The organism is Micromonospora sp. NPDC004336, assembly GCF_053602615.1.
Genome location: NZ_JBSGDY010000010.1, coordinates 44,438 through 66,885, shown reverse-complemented (window position 1 = coordinate 66,885; position 22,448 = coordinate 44,438). Strand labels below are relative to the sequence as shown.

Annotated in this window: 18 protein-coding genes; 4 read left to right on the top strand and 14 right to left on the bottom strand. The window is 74.8% G+C overall.

Translation table 11 applies throughout. The features are described 5' to 3' along the window. Nucleotides 1-41: 41 nt before the first annotated feature. A complete protein-coding gene (locus ACWENR_RS04440; protein ID WP_452275656.1) occupies nt 42-3,359 on the bottom strand; it encodes a S8 family serine peptidase in 3,318 nt (1,105 codons plus the stop codon). A gap of 162 nt (nt 3,360-3,521) precedes the next feature. On the opposite strand from ACWENR_RS04440, the gene ACWENR_RS04435 reads away from it, so the two are divergent. Together ACWENR_RS04435 and ACWENR_RS04430 are read left to right on the top strand one after the other, a co-directional pair. Further along, nucleotides 3,522-4,079, top strand: coding sequence for a sugar O-acetyltransferase (locus ACWENR_RS04435; protein WP_452275646.1), 558 nt, complete (start codon nt 3,522-3,524; stop codon nt 4,077-4,079). A gap of 103 nt (nt 4,080-4,182) precedes the next feature. After that, nucleotides 4,183-6,801 carry a hypothetical protein gene (locus ACWENR_RS04430; RefSeq protein ID WP_452275645.1) on the top strand — a complete coding sequence of 873 codons (2,619 nt, stop codon included), beginning with the start codon at nt 4,183-4,185 and terminating at the stop codon, nt 6,799-6,801. 72 nt (nt 6,802-6,873) lie between these two features. Here the strand turns inward: ACWENR_RS04430 and ACWENR_RS04425 are convergent, their stop codons facing one another. From ACWENR_RS04425 to fdxA, 6 genes are all read right to left on the bottom strand, one after another. Further along, nucleotides 6,874-7,536 (bottom strand): nucleoside/nucleotide kinase family protein, encoded by a 663-nt coding sequence (locus ACWENR_RS04425; RefSeq protein WP_452275644.1) that lies wholly within the window; start codon nt 7,534-7,536, stop codon nt 6,874-6,876. Beyond that, nucleotides 7,536-8,183 carry an SIMPL domain-containing protein gene (locus tag ACWENR_RS04420; protein WP_452275643.1) on the bottom strand — a complete coding sequence of 216 codons (648 nt, stop codon included), beginning with the start codon at nt 8,181-8,183 and terminating at the stop codon, nt 7,536-7,538. The genes ACWENR_RS04425 and ACWENR_RS04420 overlap by 1 nt, the downstream gene beginning before the upstream one ends. A gap of 126 nt (nt 8,184-8,309) precedes the next feature. Further along, nucleotides 8,310-9,335 carry a prephenate dehydrogenase gene (locus ACWENR_RS04415; RefSeq protein ID WP_452275642.1) on the bottom strand — a complete coding sequence of 342 codons (1,026 nt, stop codon included), beginning with the start codon at nt 9,333-9,335 and terminating at the stop codon, nt 8,310-8,312. Further along, entirely contained in the window at nt 9,328-9,945 is a 618-nt protein-coding gene (locus tag ACWENR_RS04410) for a hypothetical protein (RefSeq protein ID WP_452275641.1), read from the bottom strand. Before ACWENR_RS04410 ends, ACWENR_RS04415 begins: the two co-directional genes overlap by 8 nt. A 366-nt stretch (nt 9,946-10,311) precedes the next feature. Further along, nucleotides 10,312-11,418: a succinyldiaminopimelate transaminase gene (gene dapC, locus ACWENR_RS04405; RefSeq protein WP_452275655.1), complete on the bottom strand. Its 1,107-nt coding sequence runs from the start codon at nt 11,416-11,418 to the stop codon at nt 10,312-10,314. Then, nucleotides 11,415-11,741 carry a ferredoxin gene (gene fdxA, locus ACWENR_RS04400; protein ID WP_089005361.1) on the bottom strand — a complete coding sequence of 109 codons (327 nt, stop codon included), beginning with the start codon at nt 11,739-11,741 and terminating at the stop codon, nt 11,415-11,417. Before fdxA ends, dapC begins: the two co-directional genes overlap by 4 nt. A gap of 79 nt (nt 11,742-11,820) precedes the next feature. On the opposite strand from fdxA, the gene ACWENR_RS04395 reads away from it, so the two are divergent. Beyond that, nucleotides 11,821-12,789, top strand: a complete 969-nt coding sequence (locus ACWENR_RS04395; protein ID WP_452275640.1) for a GNAT family N-acetyltransferase — start codon at nt 11,821-11,823, stop codon at nt 12,787-12,789. Between the two features lie 262 nt (nt 12,790-13,051). Here the strand turns inward: ACWENR_RS04395 and ACWENR_RS04390 are convergent, their stop codons facing one another. The 3 genes from ACWENR_RS04390 to mshB all read right to left on the bottom strand — a co-directional run bounded on the left by ACWENR_RS04390 (nt 13,052) and on the right by mshB (nt 14,983). Then, on the bottom strand, nt 13,052-13,522 hold the full coding sequence (locus ACWENR_RS04390) for a hypothetical protein (protein WP_452275639.1): 471 nt from the start codon (nt 13,520-13,522) through the stop codon (nt 13,052-13,054). Nucleotides 13,523-13,601: 79 nt separating this feature from the next. Beyond that, nucleotides 13,602-14,039, bottom strand: coding sequence for a hypothetical protein (locus ACWENR_RS04385; protein WP_452275654.1), 438 nt, complete (start codon nt 14,037-14,039; stop codon nt 13,602-13,604). 17 nt (nt 14,040-14,056) lie between these two features. Beyond that, the gene (gene mshB, locus ACWENR_RS04380) at nt 14,057-14,983 is read right to left on the bottom strand and encodes an N-acetyl-1-D-myo-inositol-2-amino-2-deoxy-alpha-D-glucopyranoside deacetylase (RefSeq protein WP_452275638.1); all 927 of its coding nucleotides are present in this window, start codon (nt 14,981-14,983) and stop codon (nt 14,057-14,059) included. Between the two features lie 86 nt (nt 14,984-15,069). Between mshB and ACWENR_RS04375 the strand changes: the two genes are divergently transcribed. Continuing rightward, complete coding sequence (locus ACWENR_RS04375; RefSeq protein WP_452275637.1) at nt 15,070-17,214, top strand: prolyl oligopeptidase family serine peptidase; 2,145 nt, start codon at nt 15,070-15,072, stop codon at nt 17,212-17,214. A gap of 187 nt (nt 17,215-17,401) precedes the next feature. Here the strand turns inward: ACWENR_RS04375 and ACWENR_RS04370 are convergent, their stop codons facing one another. From ACWENR_RS04370 to ACWENR_RS04355, 4 genes are all read right to left on the bottom strand, one after another. Then, nucleotides 17,402-19,144: an ABC transporter substrate-binding protein gene (locus ACWENR_RS04370; RefSeq protein ID WP_452275636.1), complete on the bottom strand. Its 1,743-nt coding sequence runs from the start codon at nt 19,142-19,144 to the stop codon at nt 17,402-17,404. A gap of 156 nt (nt 19,145-19,300) precedes the next feature. Beyond that, complete coding sequence (locus tag ACWENR_RS04365) at nt 19,301-20,287, bottom strand: ABC transporter permease (RefSeq protein WP_452275635.1); 987 nt, start codon at nt 20,285-20,287, stop codon at nt 19,301-19,303. Nucleotides 20,288-20,296: 9 nt separating this feature from the next. Next, the gene (locus tag ACWENR_RS04360; RefSeq protein ID WP_452275634.1) at nt 20,297-21,304 is read right to left on the bottom strand and encodes an ABC transporter permease; all 1,008 of its coding nucleotides are present in this window, start codon (nt 21,302-21,304) and stop codon (nt 20,297-20,299) included. Next, nucleotides 21,301-22,404 carry an ABC transporter ATP-binding protein gene (locus ACWENR_RS04355; RefSeq protein WP_452275633.1) on the bottom strand — a complete coding sequence of 368 codons (1,104 nt, stop codon included), beginning with the start codon at nt 22,402-22,404 and terminating at the stop codon, nt 21,301-21,303. The genes ACWENR_RS04360 and ACWENR_RS04355 overlap by 4 nt, the downstream gene beginning before the upstream one ends. Nucleotides 22,405-22,448 lie beyond the last annotated feature (44 nt).

The window sequence follows — 22,448 nt, the reverse complement described above, 5'->3', positions numbered from 1 at the left end:
CGCCGGGCCCGCGATCGTCGCGGACCCGGCGGGGGTACGCCTCACCGCAGGCGGTACGCCTGGATGACGCGCTGGGTGACCGTGTTGCCGGCGGTGTCCCGGGCGGTGGCCCGCAGCGAGACGTGTCCGGGGCCGGCGGGGTGCCGCACGGTTGCCGTCCAGCCGTCCCCGCCGGGGCGGACCCGGGCCCGCTGCCAGGTCTTCCCGCCGTCGTAGGAGACGTCGACGGTCAGCGCCGCGACCCGGGCCGTGGGCGCGCCCGGCTGCCGTCGCACCTGGACGGGGATCGCGAAGCTCCGGCCCGCCGGGGCGGCGTTCTCCCGGTCGAGCCGGGGCGTGAACCGGATCGCCGACGCCGGCAGCGCCACCGGGTCGTCCCCGGCGACGTGCCGGGACCGGAACGTCCACGTGGCCGCCACCTCGGTGGCCAGGTCGGTGAAGCTCCGCTTCGACAGCACCTCCACCCGGTAGTCGGCCGCGCCCGGTGGCACCTCGAACTCGCCGTACGCCGGCTCCGCGTTCTCCCCGACCAGCACCCCGTTGCGGTAGAGGGCGGTGCGGGCGGTGTCGGCGAGCGAGCCGCCGGGGTGCCCCTGGGCGTCGCTGTGCAGCGGCAGGTTCACCCCGATGCGGTCGCCCTGCCGGGTGATGCCGGCCGCCGGGAACGACGGCCCGTACGGCGCGCTGTTCCAGCTCTCCCGGTAGTGCCGCCCGGCCCGCAGGCTCCGCTCCTCGCCGAACAGCACCGCCTTGACGTCGGTCCAGCCGTCCGCCGACGGCACCCCGAAGAGCAGCTCGGAGGACCAGCGCACGCCACGGGTGTTGTGGTGCTCGACCCGCTGCCCGGGGGTCGCGGTGGGCAGGACGACCGCCCAGCCGCCGAGGTCCGGGTCCCGGTGCGGGTAGACCACGCGCTCGGTGAGCAGGCCGGGAGCCCCGCCGTTGAACCGGTGGGTGACGGTGGCCAGGTCCTTGGCCCGGTAGTGCCGGACGAAGCCGGCCGGCATCCGGCCGGGCAGCGTCTCGCTGAGCGCGTAGAGGTAGGGGCTGCTCGCCGCGGCGAGGTCGGCCCACTGGCTGCTCACCGAGGCGACGAACCGGTCGCCCGGCGCCGGCTGCCCCATGCCGCCCGCGTAGAGACCGTCGAAGTTGTCCGAGAGCAGGGTGAAGCCGTAGCCGCCCTGGTCGATGACGAAGTCGGCCCCGACGGTGACCAGCGCCGGGGTGGCCGAGCGCTGCGGCACGCTCATCCGCACCGGGCCGGCCCGGCGGGCGTCGACGGTGATCGTCGTGTCTCCGGCCACCAGCAGTTCCGGCTGGCTGATCTGGCTGGCCGCGACGAACTCCTCGCCGTCGAACTCGTACACCACGCTGGACAGGCCGTAGCGCCCCTTGGGCACCCGCAGCGTGACGGTGCCGTCGGGGTCGTACAGGTCGTACGTGGCGAAGCCGTCCAGCGAGACCAGCGTGGTGCTGTGCGCGCTCGCGGCCCCGCCGGAGCGGTCGACGTGCCGGGCGGTCAGCGTGTAGCTCTCCACCTCCCGGTGCACGGCCAGCGGGGTGACCGCCACGGCGGCGCCGGAGCGGGCGACGACCCGGCCGGTGTAGTGCCCGTCGGGGCCGTCGACGCGGGTGTCGGCCGTGACGGTGGTGCTGGCGGTGCCGCCGGCCGGCACGGTGAGCCGGCTGGCGCCGAGGGTGAACACGCCGGCCGGCGCCGGCTCGCCGGCCGGGCCGGTCGCCTCGACGGCGAGGTCGAGGGTGATCGGGGCCGGGCCGTCGTTGCGCCAGGTCACGGTGCGGGTGATCGGCGTGTCGTCGCCGTGCGGCCAGAGCGCCCGGCCGAAGGAGACGCTGGCCGGGTCGCTGGTCACCGCCTGGTCGATGGCGCGGGCCACGTCGACCCGCCCGGCGCCCTGCTCGTACGCGGTCAGCGCGGGGTGCGGCCGCGCCGAGGCCGTGAGCGTGGCCTTGAGCCGCCCGGCGGTCCAGTCGGTGTGCCGCTGGGCCAGCAGCGCCGCCGCGCCCGCGACGTGCGGCGCGGCCATCGACGTGCCGGAGAGGGCCACGTAGCCGTCCCCGGCCGGCTCGCCGATCACCGCGTCCCGGCTGCGTGCCGCGACGATGCCGACGCCGGGGGCGGTGATGTCGGGCTTGAGGGCGTCGTCGCCGGTGCGGGGGCCGCGGCTGGAGAAGTCGGCGAGGCTGTCGTCCCGGTCGACGGCGCCCACCGAGAGGGCGGCGTCGGCGGTGCTGGGCGAGCTGACCGGGGCGAACTCGCCGTCGTTGCCGGCGCTGATCACGAAGAGCGCGCCGGTCTGCGCGGTGAGCGTGTTGACGGCCTCCTCCAGCGGGTCGACCTCGGGGGTGTCGAAGCCGCCGAGGCTGAGGTTGACCACGTCGGCCCGCTGCTCCTCCGCGGCCCACCGCATCCCGGCCAGGATCGCCGACTCCTGGCAGCCGTAGGTCTCGCAGACCTTTCCGTCGAGCAGCGTCGCGTCCGGGGCCACGCCCCGGTGCCGGCCGCCGGAGGCGGCGCCGCTGCCGGCGATGATCGAGGCGACGTGGGTGCCGTGCCCGACCACGTCGCCGCCGGCGGTCTCCTCGGTGAAGTTGCGCGCCTGCGCCACCCGGCCGGCCAGATCCGGGTGCGTGGCGTCCAACCCGGTGTCCAGCACCGCCACCCGCACGCCCCGGCCGGTCAGACCGGCCCGGTGGGCCGCCGGCGCGCCGATCTGCGGCACGCTGCGGTCCAGGGTGAGCCGCCGCCGGCCGTCGAGCCAGATCCGGTCGACACCCCCCGCCGCGCCGACCGCGGCCCCGGCGGCGGTGACCGCCGCCCAGACCTCGCCGACCCGGGCCTTGGCCGCCGTCCCGGCGACCCCACCCACGGTCGGCAGCTCGCGGGTGACCGTGACCCCGGCCGGCGCCGCCGCGCGTCGCGCCGCCCCGGCCCGCCCGGTGACCAGCACCGGCAGGTCGTCGCGCCGCGCGTCGTCGTAGCCGGCCGCGATCAGCCCCGTGACGTCGAACAGCCGCTGGTCGACCCGCCCCGCCCGGATCAGCGGGACCGCGTCGTGGGGCACCACGCTGAGTCGGCCCTGCTCGCGCCGGGCCAGGAAGCGGATCTTCTCGCGCCCGGGCCCGGGACGCACGCTGGCCCCGGCGCCGGTGACCGTGACCCGGTCCCCCGTGAGCAGGGTGACGGTGCTCGGGCGCTCGCCCGCCGCCCCCGCCGGGGCGGCGACGCCCCGGCCGGCGGTCGGGTCGGGACGGGCGGCGGGATCGGCGGGCGCCTGGGCCACGGCCATTCCGGGGGTGCCGAGCACCAGGCCGAGCACCAGGCCGAGACCGGCCATCTTTCTGCTTCGCTGCAACGGATCCTCCTCGTCGGGCGTTACTACCTGTGAGAGAGACGTGCATTGACGGTCATCATATTTACATACCGGGTATGCATAATGAAGTCCTGGATGTGACGGACCAGCCAACAGACGCAGCGGCCCTCGGGCAGGATCGACCGGGTGACCTCCATGAAGGAACGCATGCTCGCCGGCGAGCCGTACATCGCCGACGGGCCCGAGATCCTCGCCGACCTGGACCGCGCCGCCCGGCTCACGGAGCGCTTCAACACCAGCGCCGCGGCCGATCCCGAGGGCCGGCTCGCCGCCCTGCGCGACCTGCTCGGCGAGGTGGGCGACGAGACCTGGGTCCGGCCGCCCTTCCACTGCGACTACGGCTGGCAGATCCGGATCGGGCCGCGCAGCTTCGTCAACTTCAACGCCGTCTTCCTCGACGTCGCCCCGATCACCATCGGCGCCGACGTCCAGATCGGACCGAACGTCCAACTGCTCACCCCCACCCACCCCGTCGAGCCCGGACCGCGGCGCGACAAGTGGGAGTCGGCCAAGCCGATCACCATCGGCGACAACGTCTGGCTCGGCGGCGGGGCGATCGTGCTCGCCGGCGTCACCGTCGGGGAGAACACCGTCGTCGGCGCGGGGGCCGTCGTGACGAGGGACCTGCCGGCCAACGTCGTCGCGCTCGGTAACCCCGCCCGGGTCGTACGACAGCTCGACTGACCACGATCAGGCCCGCCACCTGCACAAACACCCATCCGCGCCTGGCGTGCCGCGCCCCGCCCACGGCACTGTGGGTGGTGACGTCGTCACCCGGGGAGGCGCGATGATCGGTCGAGTGCTCGAACTGCGGGTGCACGGGGTCTCCAACACGCCCCCGGGCCAGATCCTGGGGCTGCGGCCCCCGCCCGGAGCCGACCCGCCCCTGCCGTGGCTCGTCGCGGGCGGCCCCGTCACCGGCTTCTACCGCTCCCCCGGCACCGGGCCGGACGACCCGATCGTCGTCGAGGCGTACAGCTGGGGGCAGTTGACCTCCGGCGCGCGGACCGCGCGCGACGTGGAACGGGCGCTGTGGACGCTGCTGCTGCCCTTCACCCTGGCCAACGTCGCGCTGCACGCCCGGCCGGGCATCCCGGCGGACCCGGACGACGAGCGCCCGACCTGCCGGTCGGGCGCCACCGCCTGGTTGATCCGGCTGTTCTGCCTCAGCCTCACCGGCACCCTCGCGCTCACCTTCACCGGTGTCGGGGTCGACCTCGTCGGCTGGCAGTGCGTCGACGAGGACTGCCTGGGCCGGATCCCCGGTCCCTGGGAGTTCCTCGGGCAGGGCTGGTGGAGCGAGGCCGCCCGGCCCCTCGCCGTGGGCCTGCTCGCGCCCCTCGGCGTGCTGGCCCTGCTCGGGCTGGTGAGCTGGCGGACCTACCAGTACGAGGCGCAGATGCCCGCCGGGCCCGCCCCCGTCACCGTCTGCCCGCGCCCCGACGAGGACCCGGCCGGGGAGCCCGGCCAGCCGGCACCGGAGTCGCCCGTGCCCGAGCCGGCGCCCGGCCCGCCGAGCAACCCGTTGCAGGACGCCAGGTTCTGGAGCGGCGAGGGGCAGCTGCGCCGCGCGGCCGTGCTGCACCTGTGCACCGGGACGGTGGTCGCCGCCGCCGTACCGCTCGGTGCGGTGCTCGCCCTGGACCCGCCCCGCGGCGCCCGGGCCGTCGTCGCCTGGCCCACCGTGGCCGCGCTCGCCGCCGTCGTGCTGATCGCGGTGGTCGCGCTCGCGCGGCCCTGGCTGACCCGGCGCGCGGGGCACACCCCGCTCGGGCCGTGGAGCGTCGCGGTCGCCGGGCTCACCGCCGCCGGGCTGGCGGGGACCCTGCTGATCCTGCTGCTGCCCGACGGGCCCGCCGGGACCCCCCTGGCCGACCTGCGCCCGGTGCCCGGCTGCGGCCGGGCCGGCGCGCCGACGTGCGCGGCCGACCGGTCGCTGCCCGGCTTCGACCAGGTCGTCGCCGGGCTGGGCACCGGGCAGCTGCTCCTGCTGATCGCGATCGGCTCGGTCGCCCGGTCGGGGCGGCGGGGGTTGGCCGCGCCGGCGGGGGCCGCCCTGCTGCTCGCCCTCGGTCTCGCCTGGACCGCCGGCCAGCTGCCCGGGCTCCCGCCCGCACCGCTGAAGGTCTGGATGCTCGCCCTCGGAGCCGTCGCGCTCGCCGCGACCGGCCTGGTGCTGCGCCGCGTACCCACACCGGCCGAGCGCCAGCCGCTGGAGCCCCACACCGACCTGGCCTGGGGCGGCCGCGCGCCGGCGCTACTCGCCGGTTCCGGTTGGCTGCTCTGCGTCTCCTACAGCGCCGGCATGCTGCACTGGGTCGCCGGCCGGCTCGGCGGCGACGAGCCGGCCGGCGGGGTCTCCCCCGTCACGCCGCCGGTCCCGCTGAGCTGGGCCGGGCTCGCCTTCGTCGCCGCCCTGCTCGCGCTCGCCGCCACGGCCGCCCGGGCCGGGCTGCTCTTCGTCCGCCTGCGCCGCCGCGAGTACGCGAACCTGGTGCCCCCCGGTCACCGGCTCTCCGGCCACGACCTGCGACGCTGCCACCAGGTGAGCGCCTGGCGGGCGCTGCACCGGCTGGTCGGCGAACACGCGGTGCGGCTGGTCGGCGGCTACGCCGTCGCGGCCGGTGTGCTGGTCGCCGTCGGCTGCGCGGCCGTGCTCTCCGGCGACCCGCCGCACCCGGCGGTGCCGACCGGCGGCGCCGCCGTGGTCGCGTGGGCCGCCGAGCTGGGCAACCGGCTGCTCGGCTGGCTGCCGATGCTGGTCGCCACGATTGGCCTGCTCGTCTACCGCAACGACCTCGTCCGCCGTTCGGTCGGCGTGCTCTGGGACGTCGGCACCTTCTGGCCCCGGGCCGCGCACCCGCTGGCCCCGCCCAGCTACGCGGAGCGCGCCGTACCCGAGTTGCAGACCCGCGCGGCCGGGCTGCTGGCGCTGGACGAGCACGACCCGCGGGCCGTGGACGGGATCATCCTCTCCGGGCACAGCCAGGGCACGGTGATCTGCGCGGCCGTGCTCCTCCAGCTTCCCGCCCGGTCGCGCCGACGGATCTGGTTCTTCTCCTACGGCTGCCAGCTCACCCGGCTCTACGGGCGGGTCTTCCCGGCGTACTTCGGGCCGGACCGGCTGCCGGTGCTGGCCGAGGCGCTGACGCCGCCCGGCGGCCGGACCCGCTGGACCAACTTCTGGCGCGACACCGATCCGCTCGGCTGGCAGGTCACGGCCGGCGAACGCGACCTGCCCGTACGCGACCCGGAGGCGTTGCACCCCAGCGACGGGGAGGTGGCCGATCCGCCCATCCGCAACCACAGCGGCTATCCGGAGGCGCCCGAGTTCCACCGGGAACGCTCGCGCGTGGCCTGGCTGCTGCGCCGCGGCGTGCCGACGCCCCGGCAGGGATCCGGCTGACCCGACGCCCCGCCCCCGCCCGCCCGACCCGCCCGGGCGCGCCGCTGCCGGGCCGGGTCTGCCCCCGGCGGGTCAGCCGGCGGCCGGCGCGACGGGCGGCGGCTCGTCCAGCCGGACGACCAGGTCGGCGTGGTGCGCGGTGCCGGCCACCAGGGCGGCGTTGGTCTCGTCGCTGCCCGTCGCCCACGCCCGGGCCTGCTCCGCCGTCCGCCCGTACGCCTGGTGCCGGGCGGTGAGCCGGCGCAGCCTCAGCTCGGCGTCCAGGTCCAGGAACCACGCCTCGTGCAGCAGCTGCCGCACCTCGTCCCAGGGCATCCGGTGCACCAGCAGGTAGTTGCCCTCGGTGACGACCAGCCGCACCGACGGCGGCACCTCGATGGAGCCGGCCACCGGCTCCTCCAGGTCCCGGCGGAACGCCGGCGCGTAGACGGCGGTCGGCTCCAGCCGGCGCAGGCGCCGCAGCATCGAGACGTAGCCGTTGGCGTCGAACGTGTCGATGGCGCCCTTGCGCTCCGCCCGGCCCAACCGGTGCAGCTCGGCCTGGGCGAGGTGGAAGCCGTCCATCGGCACCAGCCGGGCGGCCGGGCCGACCGCCTCGACGATCCGCTCCGCCAGCGTGGACTTGCCCGCCCCGGGCGCCCCGGCGATGCCGAGAAGTTGCCGCGGGCCCGCGTCGGCGAGGGCCCGCGCCCGCGCCACCAACTCGTCGATCCCGACGACCCGGGCGGTCTCCATCAGCCGAGGACCGGCTCGCTGATCGTGAACCGCGCGTGCACCGCCGCCTGCACGGTCTGCGGCTGCGGGTCGAGCTCCAGCTCCGGCGGCCCGCTCTCGGCGACGCCGCCCGTCCCGTAGGCCATCCGGCTCATCATCGGCCGTTCCGCCGCGCCCGCGTCGGCCAGCTCGATCAGGGCGGTCACCCGGGCGCCGAGCGCCTCCGCGTACTCGCGGGCGCGCAGCAGCGCGTCGGCGATCGCGGCGTGCCGGGCCTCGCGGTGGGCCGGGCTGTCCGGCCGCAGCGACCACCACGGCCCCGCCACCTCGACCTGGTCCTGGTCGGCCAGGCGCAGCATCAGGTCGCCGAGCGCGGTGAAGTCGCTGACCGTCACGGTGGTGGCCACGCTGCCGTGGTACGCGATCACCCGCTCCCCGGAACGCCGGGTCTCCGGCCGGACCCGCAGCTCGCCGGTCTCCCGCCGGTCGATCGCGGCGCCGTAGCCGTCGAGCAGCACGCGCACGGCGGCGGCCCGCTCGGCCAGCCGGGTCAGGGTGGCCTCCCGCTCCCGGTCGCGGGCCGTCGCGGTCACCGTGAACTGCGCGATCTCCGGAGCGACCTCCCGGTACGCCTCGCCACGCACCGCCACCACCGGCCCGTCCACCATGACCTCACCCTAACCGCGCACCGGCCCACCCGCGCGCGGGAAACGGAGCGGACGACGACCGGCCGAAGTCGGCCGGTACGCGCCGGGCCCTCGGCCGGGACGGACGGCGGACGACGCGGGCCCCGGTCAGGCCGGGTCGCCGACCGCCGGAAGGTGACCGGTGTAGGCGACGGTGCCCGGACCCACCCGGCAGCCGGTCAGGTGCCCACCGGCGCGGCCCAGCGCCAGCAGGTACGCCAGCTCGTCGGCGGGATCCCCGCCGGTGGGGAACTCCCGCCCCGACGCGTGCAGCTCCCGGTCGAACAGGGCGGCTCGCAGCTCGCGGGCCTGGCCGTAGCGGTCGACGAGCGTGTCCAGGTCGTCGCGGGCCAGCGCCGCGGACAACTCGTCCAGGAACGCGCGAACCCGGTCGAGCTGGCGTACCACCTGCTCGCGGTTGTTGAACAGCATGTCGGCGGTCCGCCTCGCGGGGGTGCCGGCGACCCGGGTGCCGTCCCGGAAGCTGCCCGCCGCGAGCCCCAGCACGGCGTCCCGGACGTCCGAGCCGGCCACCGCACCGGCGAGGCTGCCGGCCAGCAGGTGGGGGACGTGGGACGACAGGGCCACCACGGAATCGTGGACGGAGGGGGACATCGGCACCACGCGGGCCGCGAAGACGTCGGCGACGAGGCCGGCCAGCAGCCGGAACGCGGCGATGCCCTCCGGCGCCGGGCAGAGCACCCACGCCGCCCCCTCGAACAGCCCCGGCACGGCGGCGGTCAACCCGAACCGCTCCGTGCCGGCCATCGGATGCCCGGGAACGAACCGGTCCGTCAGCCCGCGCGCGACGGCGAAGGCCGCCAGCCCGCCCTTGGTGCTGCCGACATCGGTAATGACGCAGCCGTCGGCCGCCTGGGCGGCGACGGTGGTCAGGGCCTCGGGCAGGGTCGGCAGCGGCCCGCAGAGGAACACCAGGTCGCGATCGCGCACCGCGGCGGCCAGCTCGTCCGGGAAGGCGAGGCCTCGCCGGCGCCCCTCGGCCCGGGTGGCCGGGTCGGGATCCCAGCCGACGGCGTCCAGGCCCGCCTCGTGCAACCGGACGAGGATCGACCCACCGATGAGGCCGGTGCCCACCACGGCGGCGCGCAACCGCCGGCCGGGCAGATCACGCATCAGGCACCTGGCCCTTCGGTCGGTACATGTCGAGGACGCCCCGACTCGCTTCGGCGCCGAGGATATCGCTTTTCCAGTACCCCTTCATCTCGCGCTCGCCCAGCGGCGCGAGGGTCAGCATGCCGCTACGCGGGGCGTAGTCCTCGTGCGCGTCGCCGATCTTGTAGATCAGCTCGAGCTGGCCCCGGTCGTACGTCACGCCGACGGACGAGACGGTGGCGAAGCAGCGCGCGACGAAGCCGGGCTCGCGCCGGACCGCCGCCAGGGCGTCGTCCTCGGTCCGGTAGAGCTGGACGGAGTAGGTCAGCTCGCCGCCGCGCAGGCCGATGTCGGCCACCCCCCAGGTGCCCGACGACGACTCGTAGACCCACTGGCCGAGCACCGGGTGTGCCCAGATCAGCAGGAACAGCCGCTGGACCACGCCACCGATGAGGGCCAGGCTGAGCGCGGACACCAGCACGGCCAGCACCTTGGCACCGCTGTCGCGCAGCTCGGCCCGCTGGAGCACGGCGACGTTCAGCACGCTGAAGATCACGGCCGTGGTGGCCAGCGACGCCTGCCGTACGCCGTCGATGTTCCGGTCCCGCAGCAGCGGGTGCAGGTAGCGCACTCAGCCCACCTCCGCTGCCGGTCGGGGCGTGCCGGCCCCGCTCACCGGTCGACCGTTGCCGGCACCGCGCACCCCGACGTCCACCGCCACGCACCGCCCCCCCGCTGGATCCGACGGGCGCGTGCACGACCGACGAACCAGACAAGATCACGTACGCGGCCCGCGCGGAGACTACCGCCCGATCGACGGCCCCGGCGACCCCGCCTCGTCGAGGGCCCCGCCTCGTCGACGGCCGCGCCTCGTCGACGGCCGCGCCTCGTCGACGGCCCCGGCGACCCCGCCTCGTCGACCGGCCCGGCGACCCCGCCTCGTCGACGGGCCCGGCCCGCGCGCAGCCGAGCGGCGGCCGGCCCGCCGGGACGGGCCTCAGGCGCGCAGCCGCCCGGCGACGGCCGCCACGTGCTCGTCGGACTCGGTCAGCGCCACCCGGACGTGCTGCCGGCCGCCCGGGCCGTAGAAGGCTCCGGCGGCGGCCAGGATGCCCCGGCGGGCCAGCCAGTCGACCGTCTCCCAGCAGTCCTCGCCCCGGGTCAGCCAGAGATAGAGACCCGCCTCGGAGTGCTCGACGGTGAAACCCGCGCCGGTGAACGCGGCGTGCAGGATCTCCCGCCGGGCCCGGTAGCGCTCGCGCTGCTCGTCGGCGTGCCGCTCGTCGCGCAGCGCGGCCACCATCGCGGCCTGCACCGGCGCGGGCACGATCATGCCGGCGTGCTTGCGGACCTTGAGCAGCTCCGCCACGAGCGCCGGGTCGCCGGCCACGAACCCGGCCCGGTAGCCGGCCAGGTTGGAGCGCTTGGAGAGCGAGTGCACCGCCAGCACGCTGTCGTACGACCCGCCGCAGACCTCGGGCGAGAGCACCGAGACCGGCTCGGCGGACCAGCCCAGGGGCAGGTAGCACTCGTCGCTGGCGACCACCGCGCCGCGCTCCCGGGCCCAGTCCACCACCTTGCGCAGGTGGGCCGCCGGCAGCACCCGCCCGGTGGGGTTGCCCGGCGAGTTGATCCAGACCAGGCGCACCCGGGGGGTCGGGCCGACCGCGGTGAGCGAGTCGGCGCGCACGACCGTGGCGCCGGCGAGCGCCGCCCCGTCGGAGTAGGTCGGGTAGGCGACCGAGGGCACCACGACGACATCACCCGGGCCCACGCCGAGCAGCGTGGGCAGCCAGGCGACGAGCTCCTTCGAGCCGATCGTGGGCAGCACGCCGAGGCCGTCGACGCCCGCGCCGCAGGCCCGCGCGACCCAGGCGGCAATCGCCTCGCGCAGTGCCGGGGTGCCGGCGGTCAGCGGGTAGCCCGGGGCGTCCGACGCCTCCGCCAGCGCCCGCCGGATCACCTCGGGCACCGGGTCCACCGGCGTACCCATGGAGAGGTTGATCATCCCCTCCGGGTGCGCCGCGGCCAGCGCGGCCGCGGCGTCCAGGGAGTCCCAGGTGAATTCCGGCAGCCGTGCCGAGACCGGCGCGGGGCGGTTCAGTGGCCCTCGCCGCGCGGCGGCTGCGCGGCGACGAAGGACGCGTCCTTCTCCACCTTGCCGATCTTCGAGGCGCCACCCGGGGAGCCCAGGTCCTCGAAGAACTCGTAGTTGGCGCCGGTGTAGTCCTTCCACTGCTCCGGGACGTCGTCCTCGTAGAAGATCGCCTCGACCGGGCAGACAGGCTCACAGGCACCACAGTCGACGCACTCGTCGGGGTGGATGTAGAGCATCCGGTTGCCCTCGTAAATGCAGTCGACCGGGCACTCCTCGATGCATGCCTTGTCGAGCACATCCACGCACGGCTCGGCGATGATGTAGGTCACCGGTCTTCTCCTCCGCAAGACACGCCGCGATCACCCGCGACGGTAAGAGCCTAGTATCTCGCCGGGGAGGGGGTCGATCGTGCTCCGACAGCAGGATGTGGGACACCGGATCGTGGTTCGCCGGATTGTGGGGATTCGCGAAGGCCGGCCCCTCTTCTCGGATGCCCTCGGCGAGCTGGTCGAGCTGAGCGAGACCCATCTCACTCTCGCCACGGCGCAGGGCCGGCTGCGGGTCCCGGTGGCGGAGGTGCACCGGGCCAAGCGGGTACCGCCGACCCGCCGGCCCACCGCCGCGGCCGTGGTCGAGCTGGAACTGGCCGCCGACGAGGCCTGGCCCGCCGCCGTCCGGGGGCGGCTGGGCGGCTGGCTGCTGCGCGCCGCCGACGGGTGGACGGGCCGGGCCAACTCGGCGCTCCCGGTGGGCGACCCGGACCGGCCGCTGCCCGCCGCGCTCGACGCCGTGGAACGCTGGTACGCCGACCTCGGCCTGCCGGCGATGGTCAACACCCCGCTGCCGCTCGCCGCCCCGGTCGGCGCCGAACTCGACGCGCGGGGCTGGGGCGCGCGCCGGCCCGTGCTGGTGCAGACCGTGCCGCTGGCGGCGCTGGCGGTGCTGCCGCCGGCCACGCCCGCGCCCGCCGGGTCGCCGCCCGTGGAGCTGGCCGCCGCGCCGTCGGACGACTGGCTCTCCGTCGCCGCCGGCCGCAAGGGTGGCCTGCCGGACGCCGCCCGGCACGTGCTCACCGCCGTGGACCAGGTCCGCTTCGCCCACGCGTACGCCGACGGCACGCTGGTGGCGATCGGCCGCGGCACGGTGACCGGGCAGGGGCGCTGGCTGGGGCTCAGCCTGATCGAGGTGCTGCCCGAGGCGAGGCGGCAGGGCCTGGCCGGCCGGATCATCCGGGCCCTGGCCGACTGGGGCGCCGCGACCGGCGCCTCGCGTGCCTTCCTCCAGGTCGAGCAGCGCAACACCCCGGCCGTGTCCCTCTACCGCACCCTGGGCTTCACCACCCACCACACCTACCTGACCCGCACCACCCCCCACTGACCCCCACCCCTGTCCCGGTGCCCCACCCCGCCCACCCCGCCCCCGCCCCCGCCCCCGCCCCCGCCCCCGCCCCACCCCGCCCGCCGTCCCGTTGATCATGGCGTTACCTTTGCCGGAAAGCGCTTTCAGTCACGGTAACGCCATGATCAACGCGGCGGGGTGGGCCCGAGGCGGCGCAGGCGCGCGGGGGTTGGGGTTCCGGGCCCGGGCCGGGGTTGGGCCGGGGCCAGGGTTGGGCCCGGGCCGGGCCCGGGGGGGGCCGTTAGCGGCGGACTACTCGGCGGGGCTTGGTGGCTCGCAGCTCGGCGTAGCGCTTGAGGGACTGCGAGCGGTAGTCCAGGCCGAGCGCCGTGAGCAGCAGGTAGCCGAGCAGCACGCCCACGCCGGCCGCCGCGAGGTAGAACCAGATCTGCGCGAAGAAGGTGCCGGCGCCCCCGCCGAACGGGTTCTGGCCCACCAGCAGCGGCCCCACCAGCACCGTCAGCAGCAGCGCGATCCCGACCGCCGCAGCCAGGTCCGCCCCCCAGGTGGCGACCGGCCGTCGCCTGCCCCAGACGAAGGCGACCGCGGCCAGTGCCAGCCCGATCACCACGAACATCCCGAGCGACACCCGGTCGGCGGCGGCGGTGGTGTCGTCGCCGTCGAAGCCGAACCGGGTGATCAGCCGGGCGACCAAGTTGACCGCGAACAGCGCGACCGCGAGCACCCCGATCGCGCGCCACCGCTCCCTCATCGCACGCCTCCCGCCGTACCAGCCCGCCCCCACGGCGGGCTTCCTGGCAGGAATGTCTACCACCGGAAGCTGGGTGTCGTCAGTCCCCCGGACGGACCGGTGGCGGGGCCAGGATCTGCCGGAAGCCCATCACCGCGAAGGTCATCGCGCCGGCCACGATCATCGTCAGGCCGACCCAGTTGTCGCCGGTGACGAGCAGGTCTCCCTCGGCGGTGCGGACCGCCGCGACCGCCATCAGGACGAACCAGGGCGTCGCCGGCAGCGCCACCGCCCACCGGCGGCCGACGGTCTCGTGCGCGAACCAGCTCAGCGCCACGTTCGCCGCGACGGCGAGCAGCACCGAGACGCCGATCAGGTGCCCGCCGACGCGGAGCGTGGCGAGCAGCAGCTCCAGGATCGCGGTCAGCACGCCGCCGACGACGGCGACGAGCCCGCCGGCCACCCGCAGGGCGAGGTCGAGCAGCGGCCGGGACCGTCCGGGGGGCGGCGGGGCGATCTCCTCGGGGACGACCGACATCGGCGCGGCGGGCGACGTCACCGGAGGCCGGTCGCCCCGACCGGGGACCGGTCCGGGCCGTCCGCGACGTCGAGCCCGGCGAAGAGGTCGTCCTCCCAGCCGTACGGCCCGCTTCCCGGGCCCTTCTCCCCCACGGCGAGGGTGTAGTACTCCACGCCCATGAACTCGCTGCCGAAGTTGCCGGCGATCGAGTAGAGCCAGGAGGTGTCGGGGATCTGGGTGGCGTGCGCCCGCATCGCCGCCTCCTTGGCGGCGTGCTGGTCCGTGGCGTCGATCCGCGCCGCGATCTGCGCGTCCGGGGTGCCGAAGGGCAGCTCGGAGACCTCGCCGATGCCGGCGAAGGGGTTGTCCGACGACTCGGCGAAGTGGGTCATGCCCGCCTCCAGCACGCTGAGCGGCATCGCCGTCCAGTAGACCTTGGCCGGGGCGAAGCCCTCGGCGGCGGCCAGCTCGTGCGCGCGCATCGCCACCCGGTGCGCCTGGATGTGGTCCGGGTGGCCGTAGAAGCCGTTGTCGTCGTACGTGATCATGACCTGCGGGCGTACCTCCCGCATGATCTCCACCAGGTGCCCGGCGGCCTCGTCGAGGTCGGCCTGCCAGAAGGCCCGGGGGTGCTCGTTGGTGGCGAGCCCCATCATGCCGGAGTCGCGGTAGCGGCCGGCGCCGCCGAGGAAGCGGTGGTCGGTGACGCCGAGCGCCGCGCAGGCCGCGTTCAGCTCGGCGATCCGCCACCCGCCGAGCTGGTCCGCCTCGGCGGCGGCGAGCTGGGCCAGCGCCGGCACGTGGATCTCGCCCTCCTCGCCCAGCGTGCAGGTCACCAGGGTGACGTGGGCGCCGGCGGCGGCGTAGTGCGCCATCGTCGAGCCGGTGCCGATGGACTCGTCGTCGGGGTGCGCGTGGACCAGCAGGAGGCGGCGGTCGGGCAGCGTCGTCACGGTGGTCACTCTATCCGGCGGTTCTCCTCCGCCGGCCCTGACGCGTCCAGGCAGGTCGGCCACATCACCACCGGCGCCGCTCTACGATCTGGCGTGTGGACTTTCCGGAGCTGGCCGCCCGCACCCGCCGGTTCAGCCGGGGAGCGCCGCGCGCGGTCTCCGTGGCCGACGACGGCTCCCGGGTGGTCTTCCTGCGCTCGGCCGGCCCGGAGGACCCGGCCGACGCGCTCTGGCTGCTGGACGTGGCGACCGGCGAGGAGCGGCTGGTCGCCGACCCGGCGGCACTGCTCGGCGCGGACGCCGACGTCGACGCGCTGAGCCCGGGCGAGCGCGCGCTGCGCGAGCGGCTGCGGCTGAGCGCCTCCGGCATCGGTTCGTACGCGCTCGACGGCGCCGGCCGGGTGGCGGTCTTCGCCCTGGCGGGCCGGCTGTTCCGGGCCGACCTGGTGCACGGCGACGTGGTCGAGGTGGCCACCGTCGGCCCGGTGCTCGACCCGCGGCCGGACCCCACCGGGCAGCGCCTGGCGTACGTCACCGACGCCGCCGAGGGGGTGCGCCGGGGCCAGCTGCGGGTGGTCGAGGGCGACGGCACCGACACGCTGCTGGCCGGCGAGGACTCCGGGGTGACCTGGGGGCTGGCCGAGCACATCGCGGCCGAGGAGTTCCACCGGTACCGCGGCTACTGGTGGGCCCCCGACGGGCGCTCGGTGCTGGCCGCCCGGGTGGACGAGTCCCGGCTGGAACGCTGGCACCTGCACGACCCGGCCGACCCGGCGAGCCCGCCGGCCACCGTCGCGTACCCGCGGGCGGGCGGCCCGAACGCCGAGGTCAGCCTGCACCTGCTCGACCTCGACGACGGCTGGGTCGACGTGCACTGGGACCGGGAGACCTACCCGTACCTGACGGCGGTGCACTGGGCCGACGGCGGCCCGCTCATCACCGTGCTGCGCCGTTCCCAGCAGCACGGCCTGGTGCTCGCGGTCGACCCGCGCACGGGTGAGACGCAGGTGCACGCGGAGCTGGCCGACCCGCGCTGGGTGGAGCCGATCCCCGGCACCCCGGCCCACCTGCCGGACGGCCGGGTGCTGGTCGGCGGCGAGCTGGCCCACGACGGCTACGACGCCCGCTGCCTCTTCGCCGACGGGACCCTGCTCACCCCGCCGTCGCTCTACGTGCGGCGGGTGGTCGGGCGGCTGCCCGGCGGCACCGGCCCGGCCGACCTGCTGGTGGAGGCGAGCGACGGGGAGCCGAGCGAGCGGCACCTGTTCCGGGTGCGCACCACCATCGGGGGCGGCGTCGACGCGCGCCGGATCACCACCGATCCGGGCTGGTACACCGCCGCGGTCGGCGGCGACGTGCTGGTGGTGGGCAGCGCCACGCTCGACCATCCGGGCACCCGGTGGACGGTGTGGCAGGGTGAGCGCGAGGTGGCCGTGCTGCGCTCGCTCGCCGCCACCCCGCCGTACTCCCCGCTGCCGCTGTTGGAGCGGGTCACCGACCGGCGGCTGCCGGCGGCGGTGCTCTATCCGGACAACTACGTCACCGGGCGACGGCTGCCGGTGCTGCTGGACGTCTACGGCGGGCCGGGCCACCAGGAGGTGCTCGCCGCCCGCTCGGCCTGGCTGGAGCGGCAGTGGTGGGCCGACGCCGGCTTCGCGGTGGTCACGATCGACAACCGCGGTACGCCGGGCGTGGCCCCGTCGTTCGAGAAGGCGATCCACCGTCGGGTGGCGGACGTCGTGCTGCTCGACCAGGTGGAGGCGCTCACCGCGCTGGCCGACAAGCACCCCGACCTCGACCTCGGCCGGGTCGCCGTGCGCGGCTGGTCGTTCGGCGGCTGGCTGGCCGGGCTGGCGGTGCTGCGCCACCCGGAGCTGTTCCGGTGCGGCGTCGTCGGGGCGCCGGTCACCGACTGGGCGCTGTACGACACCGCGTACAGCGAGCGTTACCTGGGCCTGCCGGACGACGGCGCGGACATCTACGCGCACCACTCGCTGGTGGAGCTGGCCGGCGAGCCGGTACGGGATCCGGCAGCGGCCCGGCCGCTGCTGCTGGTGCACGGCCTGGTCGACGACAACGTGGTGGCGGCGCACACGCTGCGCCTGTCGGCGGCGCTGCTGGCGGCCGGCCGCCCGCACTCGGTGCTCCCGCTGACGGGCGCCACCCACATGGCCGCCGGCGGCACCGCGGAACGCCTGCTCAGGCTGGAACTGGACTTCGTCCGCCAGCACCTGGGCTGAGCGCGCCCGCCGCGTCGGCCCGGACACGCGGGCCGCCAGCACCTGAGCGCACCCGCCGCACCGGCCCGGACGCGCGGGCCGCCAGCACCCGGGCCGAGCGCGCCCGCCGGACCGGGCCCGGACGCGCGGAGGCCCCGGCCGACGACGCTGTCGACCGGGGCCCGTCCGTGCGGTTGGTGCCCGCGGGTTACTGCTTGACGTACGCGTTCACGAAGGCCGGGTAGCCGAAGACGCTGGAGACGTAGACCCCGCCGACCTTGGAGCCGTGCACCAGGTAGGCCACGTCGACGTAGAGCGGCACGACCGGGGCGTGCTCCTTCATGATCCGCTCGTCGAGCTTGGCCCACTCCGGGCCCTGGTCGGCCGGCGGGAGGGCCAGGATCCGGTCGAACTCGGCGTTGATCGCCGGGTCGTTGAAGTACGACTGGTTGCTGTTGCCCTCGGCCTTGATGGTGCGGCCGTCGTAGAGCACCGGCAGGATCGAGGCGCCGCTCGGCCAGTCCGCCGCCCAGTTACCGATGTAGAGGTCCCAGGGGTTGTCCTTCTTCTTGACCTCGTCGAGCTTCGAGTCGTCCGGGATGTTCCGGACGGTGATCTTGAAGCCGGCGCGCTCCAGGTTGCCCTTGAGCTGGGTGGCGATCTGCTGCTCGGTCGAGCTGTCGGCCACGCCCAGGACCAGCGCCGGCGTCTGGCCGCCGAGCAGCTCCTTGGCCTTGTCCACGTTGCCGTTGGCGCCGGCCGGGTACGCGTCGTACGCCTTGAAGCCGATCGTCGACGGCGGCATCAGCGTGGTCAGCGGCGAGGCGACGGTCTGGCCGCCGACCGCCTTGATCAGGCCCTCGCGGTCGATGGCGTAGTTCAGTGCCTGGCGGATCTTCAGGTCCTTGACCCGCTGGTTGTTGATGACGAGCTGGTTGGAGCTCGGCGTCGGGGAGAGGATGCTCCGCTGCTTGAGCGCCGGGTCGTTGGCGACCTTGGCGACCAGCGCGGCGGGCACGAAGTTCCAGGCGACGGCGCTCTGGTCCGCGCCGTTGTCGGCGATGATCCGGTTGTTGGCGGCGTCGGCGGTCGGGCCGAAGCTCCAGACGAACTGGTCCGGGTACTGGTGCCGCACCGGGTCGGTCTTCGGGTCCCAGTTCGGGTTGCGGTCCAGGGTGAGCTGCACGCCGACCTGGTTCTTGGCGACCTTGTAGGGGCCGGACGAGAACGGCGCGTTGTCCAGGTTGACGCCGGTGTCCTTGTCCGCCGGCAGCGGCGCGGTGGTCGGCAGCGAGGCCGCGAACGGCAGGTCACAGCGCGGCTTGGCGAACTCGAAGCGCAGGGTCTTCGCGTCCGGGGTGGTCAGGCCCGGGGGCAGCGAGGTCTTGTTCTTCTTGAAGTCCCACTTGGTGTCGAACTGCGGGCTGTCGGCCAGCCACTCCTGGATGTAGGTCGGGCCGCCCGACAGGTCCGGGTCGAACGAGCGGGCGATGCCGTAGGCGACCTCCTTGGAGGTGATCGGCCGGCCGTCCTCGAACTTGACCCCGTCCTTGAGCTTGAACTCCCAGACCTTGCAGTCGTTGTTGACGTTGGTGCCCGGCGTCTCGGCCAGGTCGCCGACGAGGACCAGGCCGCCCTTGCCGTCGTCCTTCCACGTGGTCAGGTAACGGGAGAACAGCGGCGAGGCCATCAGGCCGGCGAACGAGTACGTCCGCTGCGGGTCCAGGTGGGAGATGGGGGTCTCCCGGATGATGGTGAGCGTGCCGCCCTTCTGGGCGCCCGGCACCTCGGCCGCCGGACCCATCGAGTCCTTCGGGTCGCTCGCGATGACCCCGGTCTGCTGCCGGTTCGTGTCCACCGAGGTGCCCTCGCCCGTGTTCTCCGAGCACGCACCCAATGCCACAACCAGTGCGATCGCGCCGCCTGCGGCGGCCGCCACGCGTGGTCGCATCTCCTACCTCCTCCACCCAGGTGCCGCCGGGCGTGAACGCCGACGTCCCGAGGATCGTAAAGAAGAAAACCTACGAGTTGTGTAACAGTTGTCGATAACTTTCACCGTCGTCCGGCGGGCGGACACCCGACCCGGCGCGGCGGCCGGGACGGGCGCTCAGCCCAGCCGTACGCGGGGGTCGATGGCGGCGTAGAGCAGGTCGACCAGCACGTTGGCCAGCACCACGAAGACCGCCGAGATGAGCACGGTCGCCATGATGGTGGGCAGGTCGCCGGCGCGCACCGCCTCCACCGCGGTCCGTCCCAGCCCCTGGATGCCGAAGGTGGTCTCCGTGATCACGGTGCCGCCCAGCGCCGCCCCGACGTCCAGGCCGGCGATCGTGACCACGGGGGTTATCGCCGCGCGCAGCGCGTGCCGCCCGTACACCTTCGGTTTCGCCAGGCCCTTCGCCCGCGCGGTGCGGACGAAGTCCTCCGAGAGCGTCTCCAGCATCTGCGCCCGCGACAGCCGGGCGTAGATGGCGGAGAAGAGGAAGGCGAGCGCGACCCAGGCGAGCACCAGCCCGCTGGCCCACTTCACCGGATCGTCGAAGATCGACGTGTAGCTCGGCACCGGCAGCAGGCGCAGGTTGTAGACGAAGACCATCAGCAGCACCGCGCCGACGAAGTAGAGCTGGAGCGAGGCGCCGGTGAGCGAGAAGCCGATCGCGGCCCGATCCAGCCAGGTGCCCCGGCGCAGCGCCGAGACCATGCCGAGGCCGACGCCGAGCAGCAGCCAGAGGATCGCCGCCGGGATCACGATGCTCAGCGTCACCGGGAGGACCCGGGTGATGGTGTCCAGCACGGCCTCGTTGTTGACGTACGACCAGCCCAGGCAGGGCGCGTCGCACCGGCCGCCCTGGGCGCTGCCCAGGTCCCGGCCGGTGAAGATGCCCTTCATGTAGCCGGCGTACTGGGTGACCAGCGGGTCACGCAGGCCCAACTCCTGGCGGACCCGCTCCAGCCGCTCGGGGTTGCAGTTCTTCGGGCACATGCCGCTGACCGGGTCGCGGGGCAGTGCGAAGAACATCAGGAAGGTCAGCACGCTCACCGCGAACAGGGTGAGCACCGCGGAGAAGATCCGCTTGATCAGGAAGCGCGCCATCGGACACCCCTACCGGGACGACTTCGGGTCGAGCGCGTCGCGCAGCGCGTCGCCGAAGAGGTTGAACGCGAACACGAGCGCGAAGATCGTGACGCCGGGGAAGAACACGAACGCCGGGTCGGTCTGGAGGTAGTCCAGGCTCTGGTAGATCATCCGGCCGAAGCTCGGCGTCTCCTCCGTCAGACCGACGCCGATGAACGACAGCGCCGCCTCGCTGGTGATGAACTGCGGCACCGCCAGCGAGAACGACACCAGGATCGGCGCCCAGATGTTCGGCAGCAGCTGCCGGAAGAGCATGTGTCCCAGCCCGGCGCCGCTGGCCTTCGCGGCCTCCACGAACTCCCGCTCGCGCAGTGCGATCACCTGGCCGCGCACCAGCCGGGCCGTGCTGGTCCAGCCGAAGATCGCGAAGACGGCGATCAGCACGCCGACGCCGAAGGCCGGGTCGACCGCGTCCCGCTCGCCGTAGAAGCGCAGCGTCAGGGTCGGCGTCAGGGCGAGCGCGATGACCAGGAACGGCATGGCCAGCGTCAGGTCGGTGATCCAGTTGATCACCGCGTCGAGCCAGCCGCCCAGGTAGCCGGCGAGGGCGCCGAGCGCGATGCCGAGCGCCGCCGTGATGACCGCCGCCGCGAAGGCGATGAGCAGTGACGTACGCAGGCCGTAGACCAGCCGGATGAAGATGTCCCGGCCGAGGTTGGGCTCCAGCCCGAAGAAGTGCTCCCCCGACACGCCGCCCGCGTAGCCGAGCGGCATGCCGAAGCCGTCCAGCTTGCCCTGGAACTGGTCGCGCGGGCTGATCCCGTAGAGCATCTCGATCAGCGGCGCGGCGAGCGCCACCAGCACGAAGAAGATCAGCAGCACCCCGCTGACCATCGCCGTACGGTCGCGGCGCAGCCTGATCCAGGCGAGTTGGCCGGGCGAGCGGCCGACGAAGCCCTTCGCCTTCGGCGCGTCGGCGTCGCCGCCCGACTCGATCTCGGCGAGCGCCACGCCCTCCACCGGGGACATGCTCATCTCGACACCTCCTCGACGCCCGCGTCCGTGTCCGCCTGCCCGGCGCCCGGGCCCGTCGGCGCGCCGTCCGGGCCCGCCTCGGCGGCCCCGTGCTCCGGGAAGTGGCAGGCCACGGCCTGGTCGCCGCCGTCGCGGGGCACCAGCGCCGGCTCCTCGGTGGCGCAGATGTCCTGCGCCTTCCAGCAGCGGGTGCGGAAGCGGCAGCCCGACGGCGGGTTGAGCGGGGTCGGCACGTCGCCGGCCAGGCGGATCCGGCCGGCCGGGCCGAGCTTGGTGACGTCCGGGATCGCCGAGAGCAGCGCCCGGGTGTACGGGTGCTGCGGGCGCTCGTAGATGTCGTCCCGGTCGCCGATCTCGACGATCTTGCCGAGGTACATGACGGCGACCCGCTGGCAGAAGTGCCGCACCACGGCCAGGTCGTGCGCGATGAAGACGAACGCGAGCCCCAGGTCGCGTTGCAGGTCGCGGAGCAGGTTGACCACCTGCGCCTGGATCGACACGTCCAGGGCCGAGACCGGCTCGTCGGCGACGATCAGCTTCGGCCGCAGCGCCAGGGCGCGGGCGATGCCGATGCGCTGGCGCTGGCCGCCGGAGAACTCGTGCGGGTACCGGTTGTAGTGCTCCGGGTTCAGCCCGACCAGCTCCAGCAGCTCCTGCACCCGGGCCTTGATCCCGCCCGGCGGGTCGATCCCGTTGACCTGGAGCGGCATCGCGATGATCCGGCCGACGGTGTGCCGGGGGTTCAGCGAGGCGTACGGGTCCTGGAAGATGATCTGAAGGTCCTGCCGCAGCGGGCGCAGCTCCCGGCGACCCGCGTGGGTGATGTCCCGCCCCTCGAACTCGATGCTCCCCGCGCTGGGCTCCAGCAGCCGGACCAGCATCCGGCCGGTGGTCGTCTTGCCGCAGCCGGACTCCCCCACGAGGCCGAGCGTCTCGCCCGGGCGCACCTCGAAGTCCAGCCCGTCCACGGCCCGCACCAGGCCCGTGGTGCGCAGCCCGCTGCGCACCGGGAAGTGCTTGGCCAGCCCGCGCACCCGCAGCAGCGGCTCGGCGGCCTGCCGGCCCGCCGCGCCACCGTCCACGACGGTCTCCACACTCATCGGAGTCCACCTCCGTTCGCGACTGCGGGACTCCGCTGCGCTGC

Excerpts from the sequence above, each read along its gene's own strand:
- ACWENR_RS04440 (WP_452275656.1), bottom strand. The coding sequence starts at position 3,359 with ATGGCCGGTCTCGGCCTGGTGCTCGGCCTGGTGCTCGGCACCCCCGGA.
- ACWENR_RS04430 (WP_452275645.1), top strand. The coding sequence starts at position 4,183 with ATGATCGGTCGAGTGCTCGAACTGCGGGTGCACGGGGTCTCCAACACG.
- ACWENR_RS04425 (WP_452275644.1), bottom strand. The coding sequence starts at position 7,536 with ATGGAGACCGCCCGGGTCGTCGGGATCGACGAGTTGGTGGCGCGGGCG.
- ACWENR_RS04420 (WP_452275643.1), bottom strand. The coding sequence starts at position 8,183 with ATGGTGGACGGGCCGGTGGTGGCGGTGCGTGGCGAGGCGTACCGGGAG.
- ACWENR_RS04415 (WP_452275642.1), bottom strand. The coding sequence starts at position 9,335 with ATGCGTGATCTGCCCGGCCGGCGGTTGCGCGCCGCCGTGGTGGGCACC.
- ACWENR_RS04390 (WP_452275639.1), bottom strand. The coding sequence starts at position 13,522 with ATGAGGGAGCGGTGGCGCGCGATCGGGGTGCTCGCGGTCGCGCTGTTC.
- ACWENR_RS04385 (WP_452275654.1), bottom strand. The coding sequence starts at position 14,039 with ATGTCGGTCGTCCCCGAGGAGATCGCCCCGCCGCCCCCCGGACGGTCC.
- ACWENR_RS04370 (WP_452275636.1), bottom strand. The coding sequence starts at position 19,144 with ATGCGACCACGCGTGGCGGCCGCCGCAGGCGGCGCGATCGCACTGGTT.
- ACWENR_RS04365 (WP_452275635.1), bottom strand. The coding sequence starts at position 20,287 with ATGGCGCGCTTCCTGATCAAGCGGATCTTCTCCGCGGTGCTCACCCTG.
- ACWENR_RS04360 (WP_452275634.1), bottom strand. The coding sequence starts at position 21,304 with ATGAGCATGTCCCCGGTGGAGGGCGTGGCGCTCGCCGAGATCGAGTCG.
- ACWENR_RS04355 (WP_452275633.1), bottom strand. The coding sequence starts at position 22,404 with ATGAGTGTGGAGACCGTCGTGGACGGTGGCGCGGCGGGCCGGCAGGCC.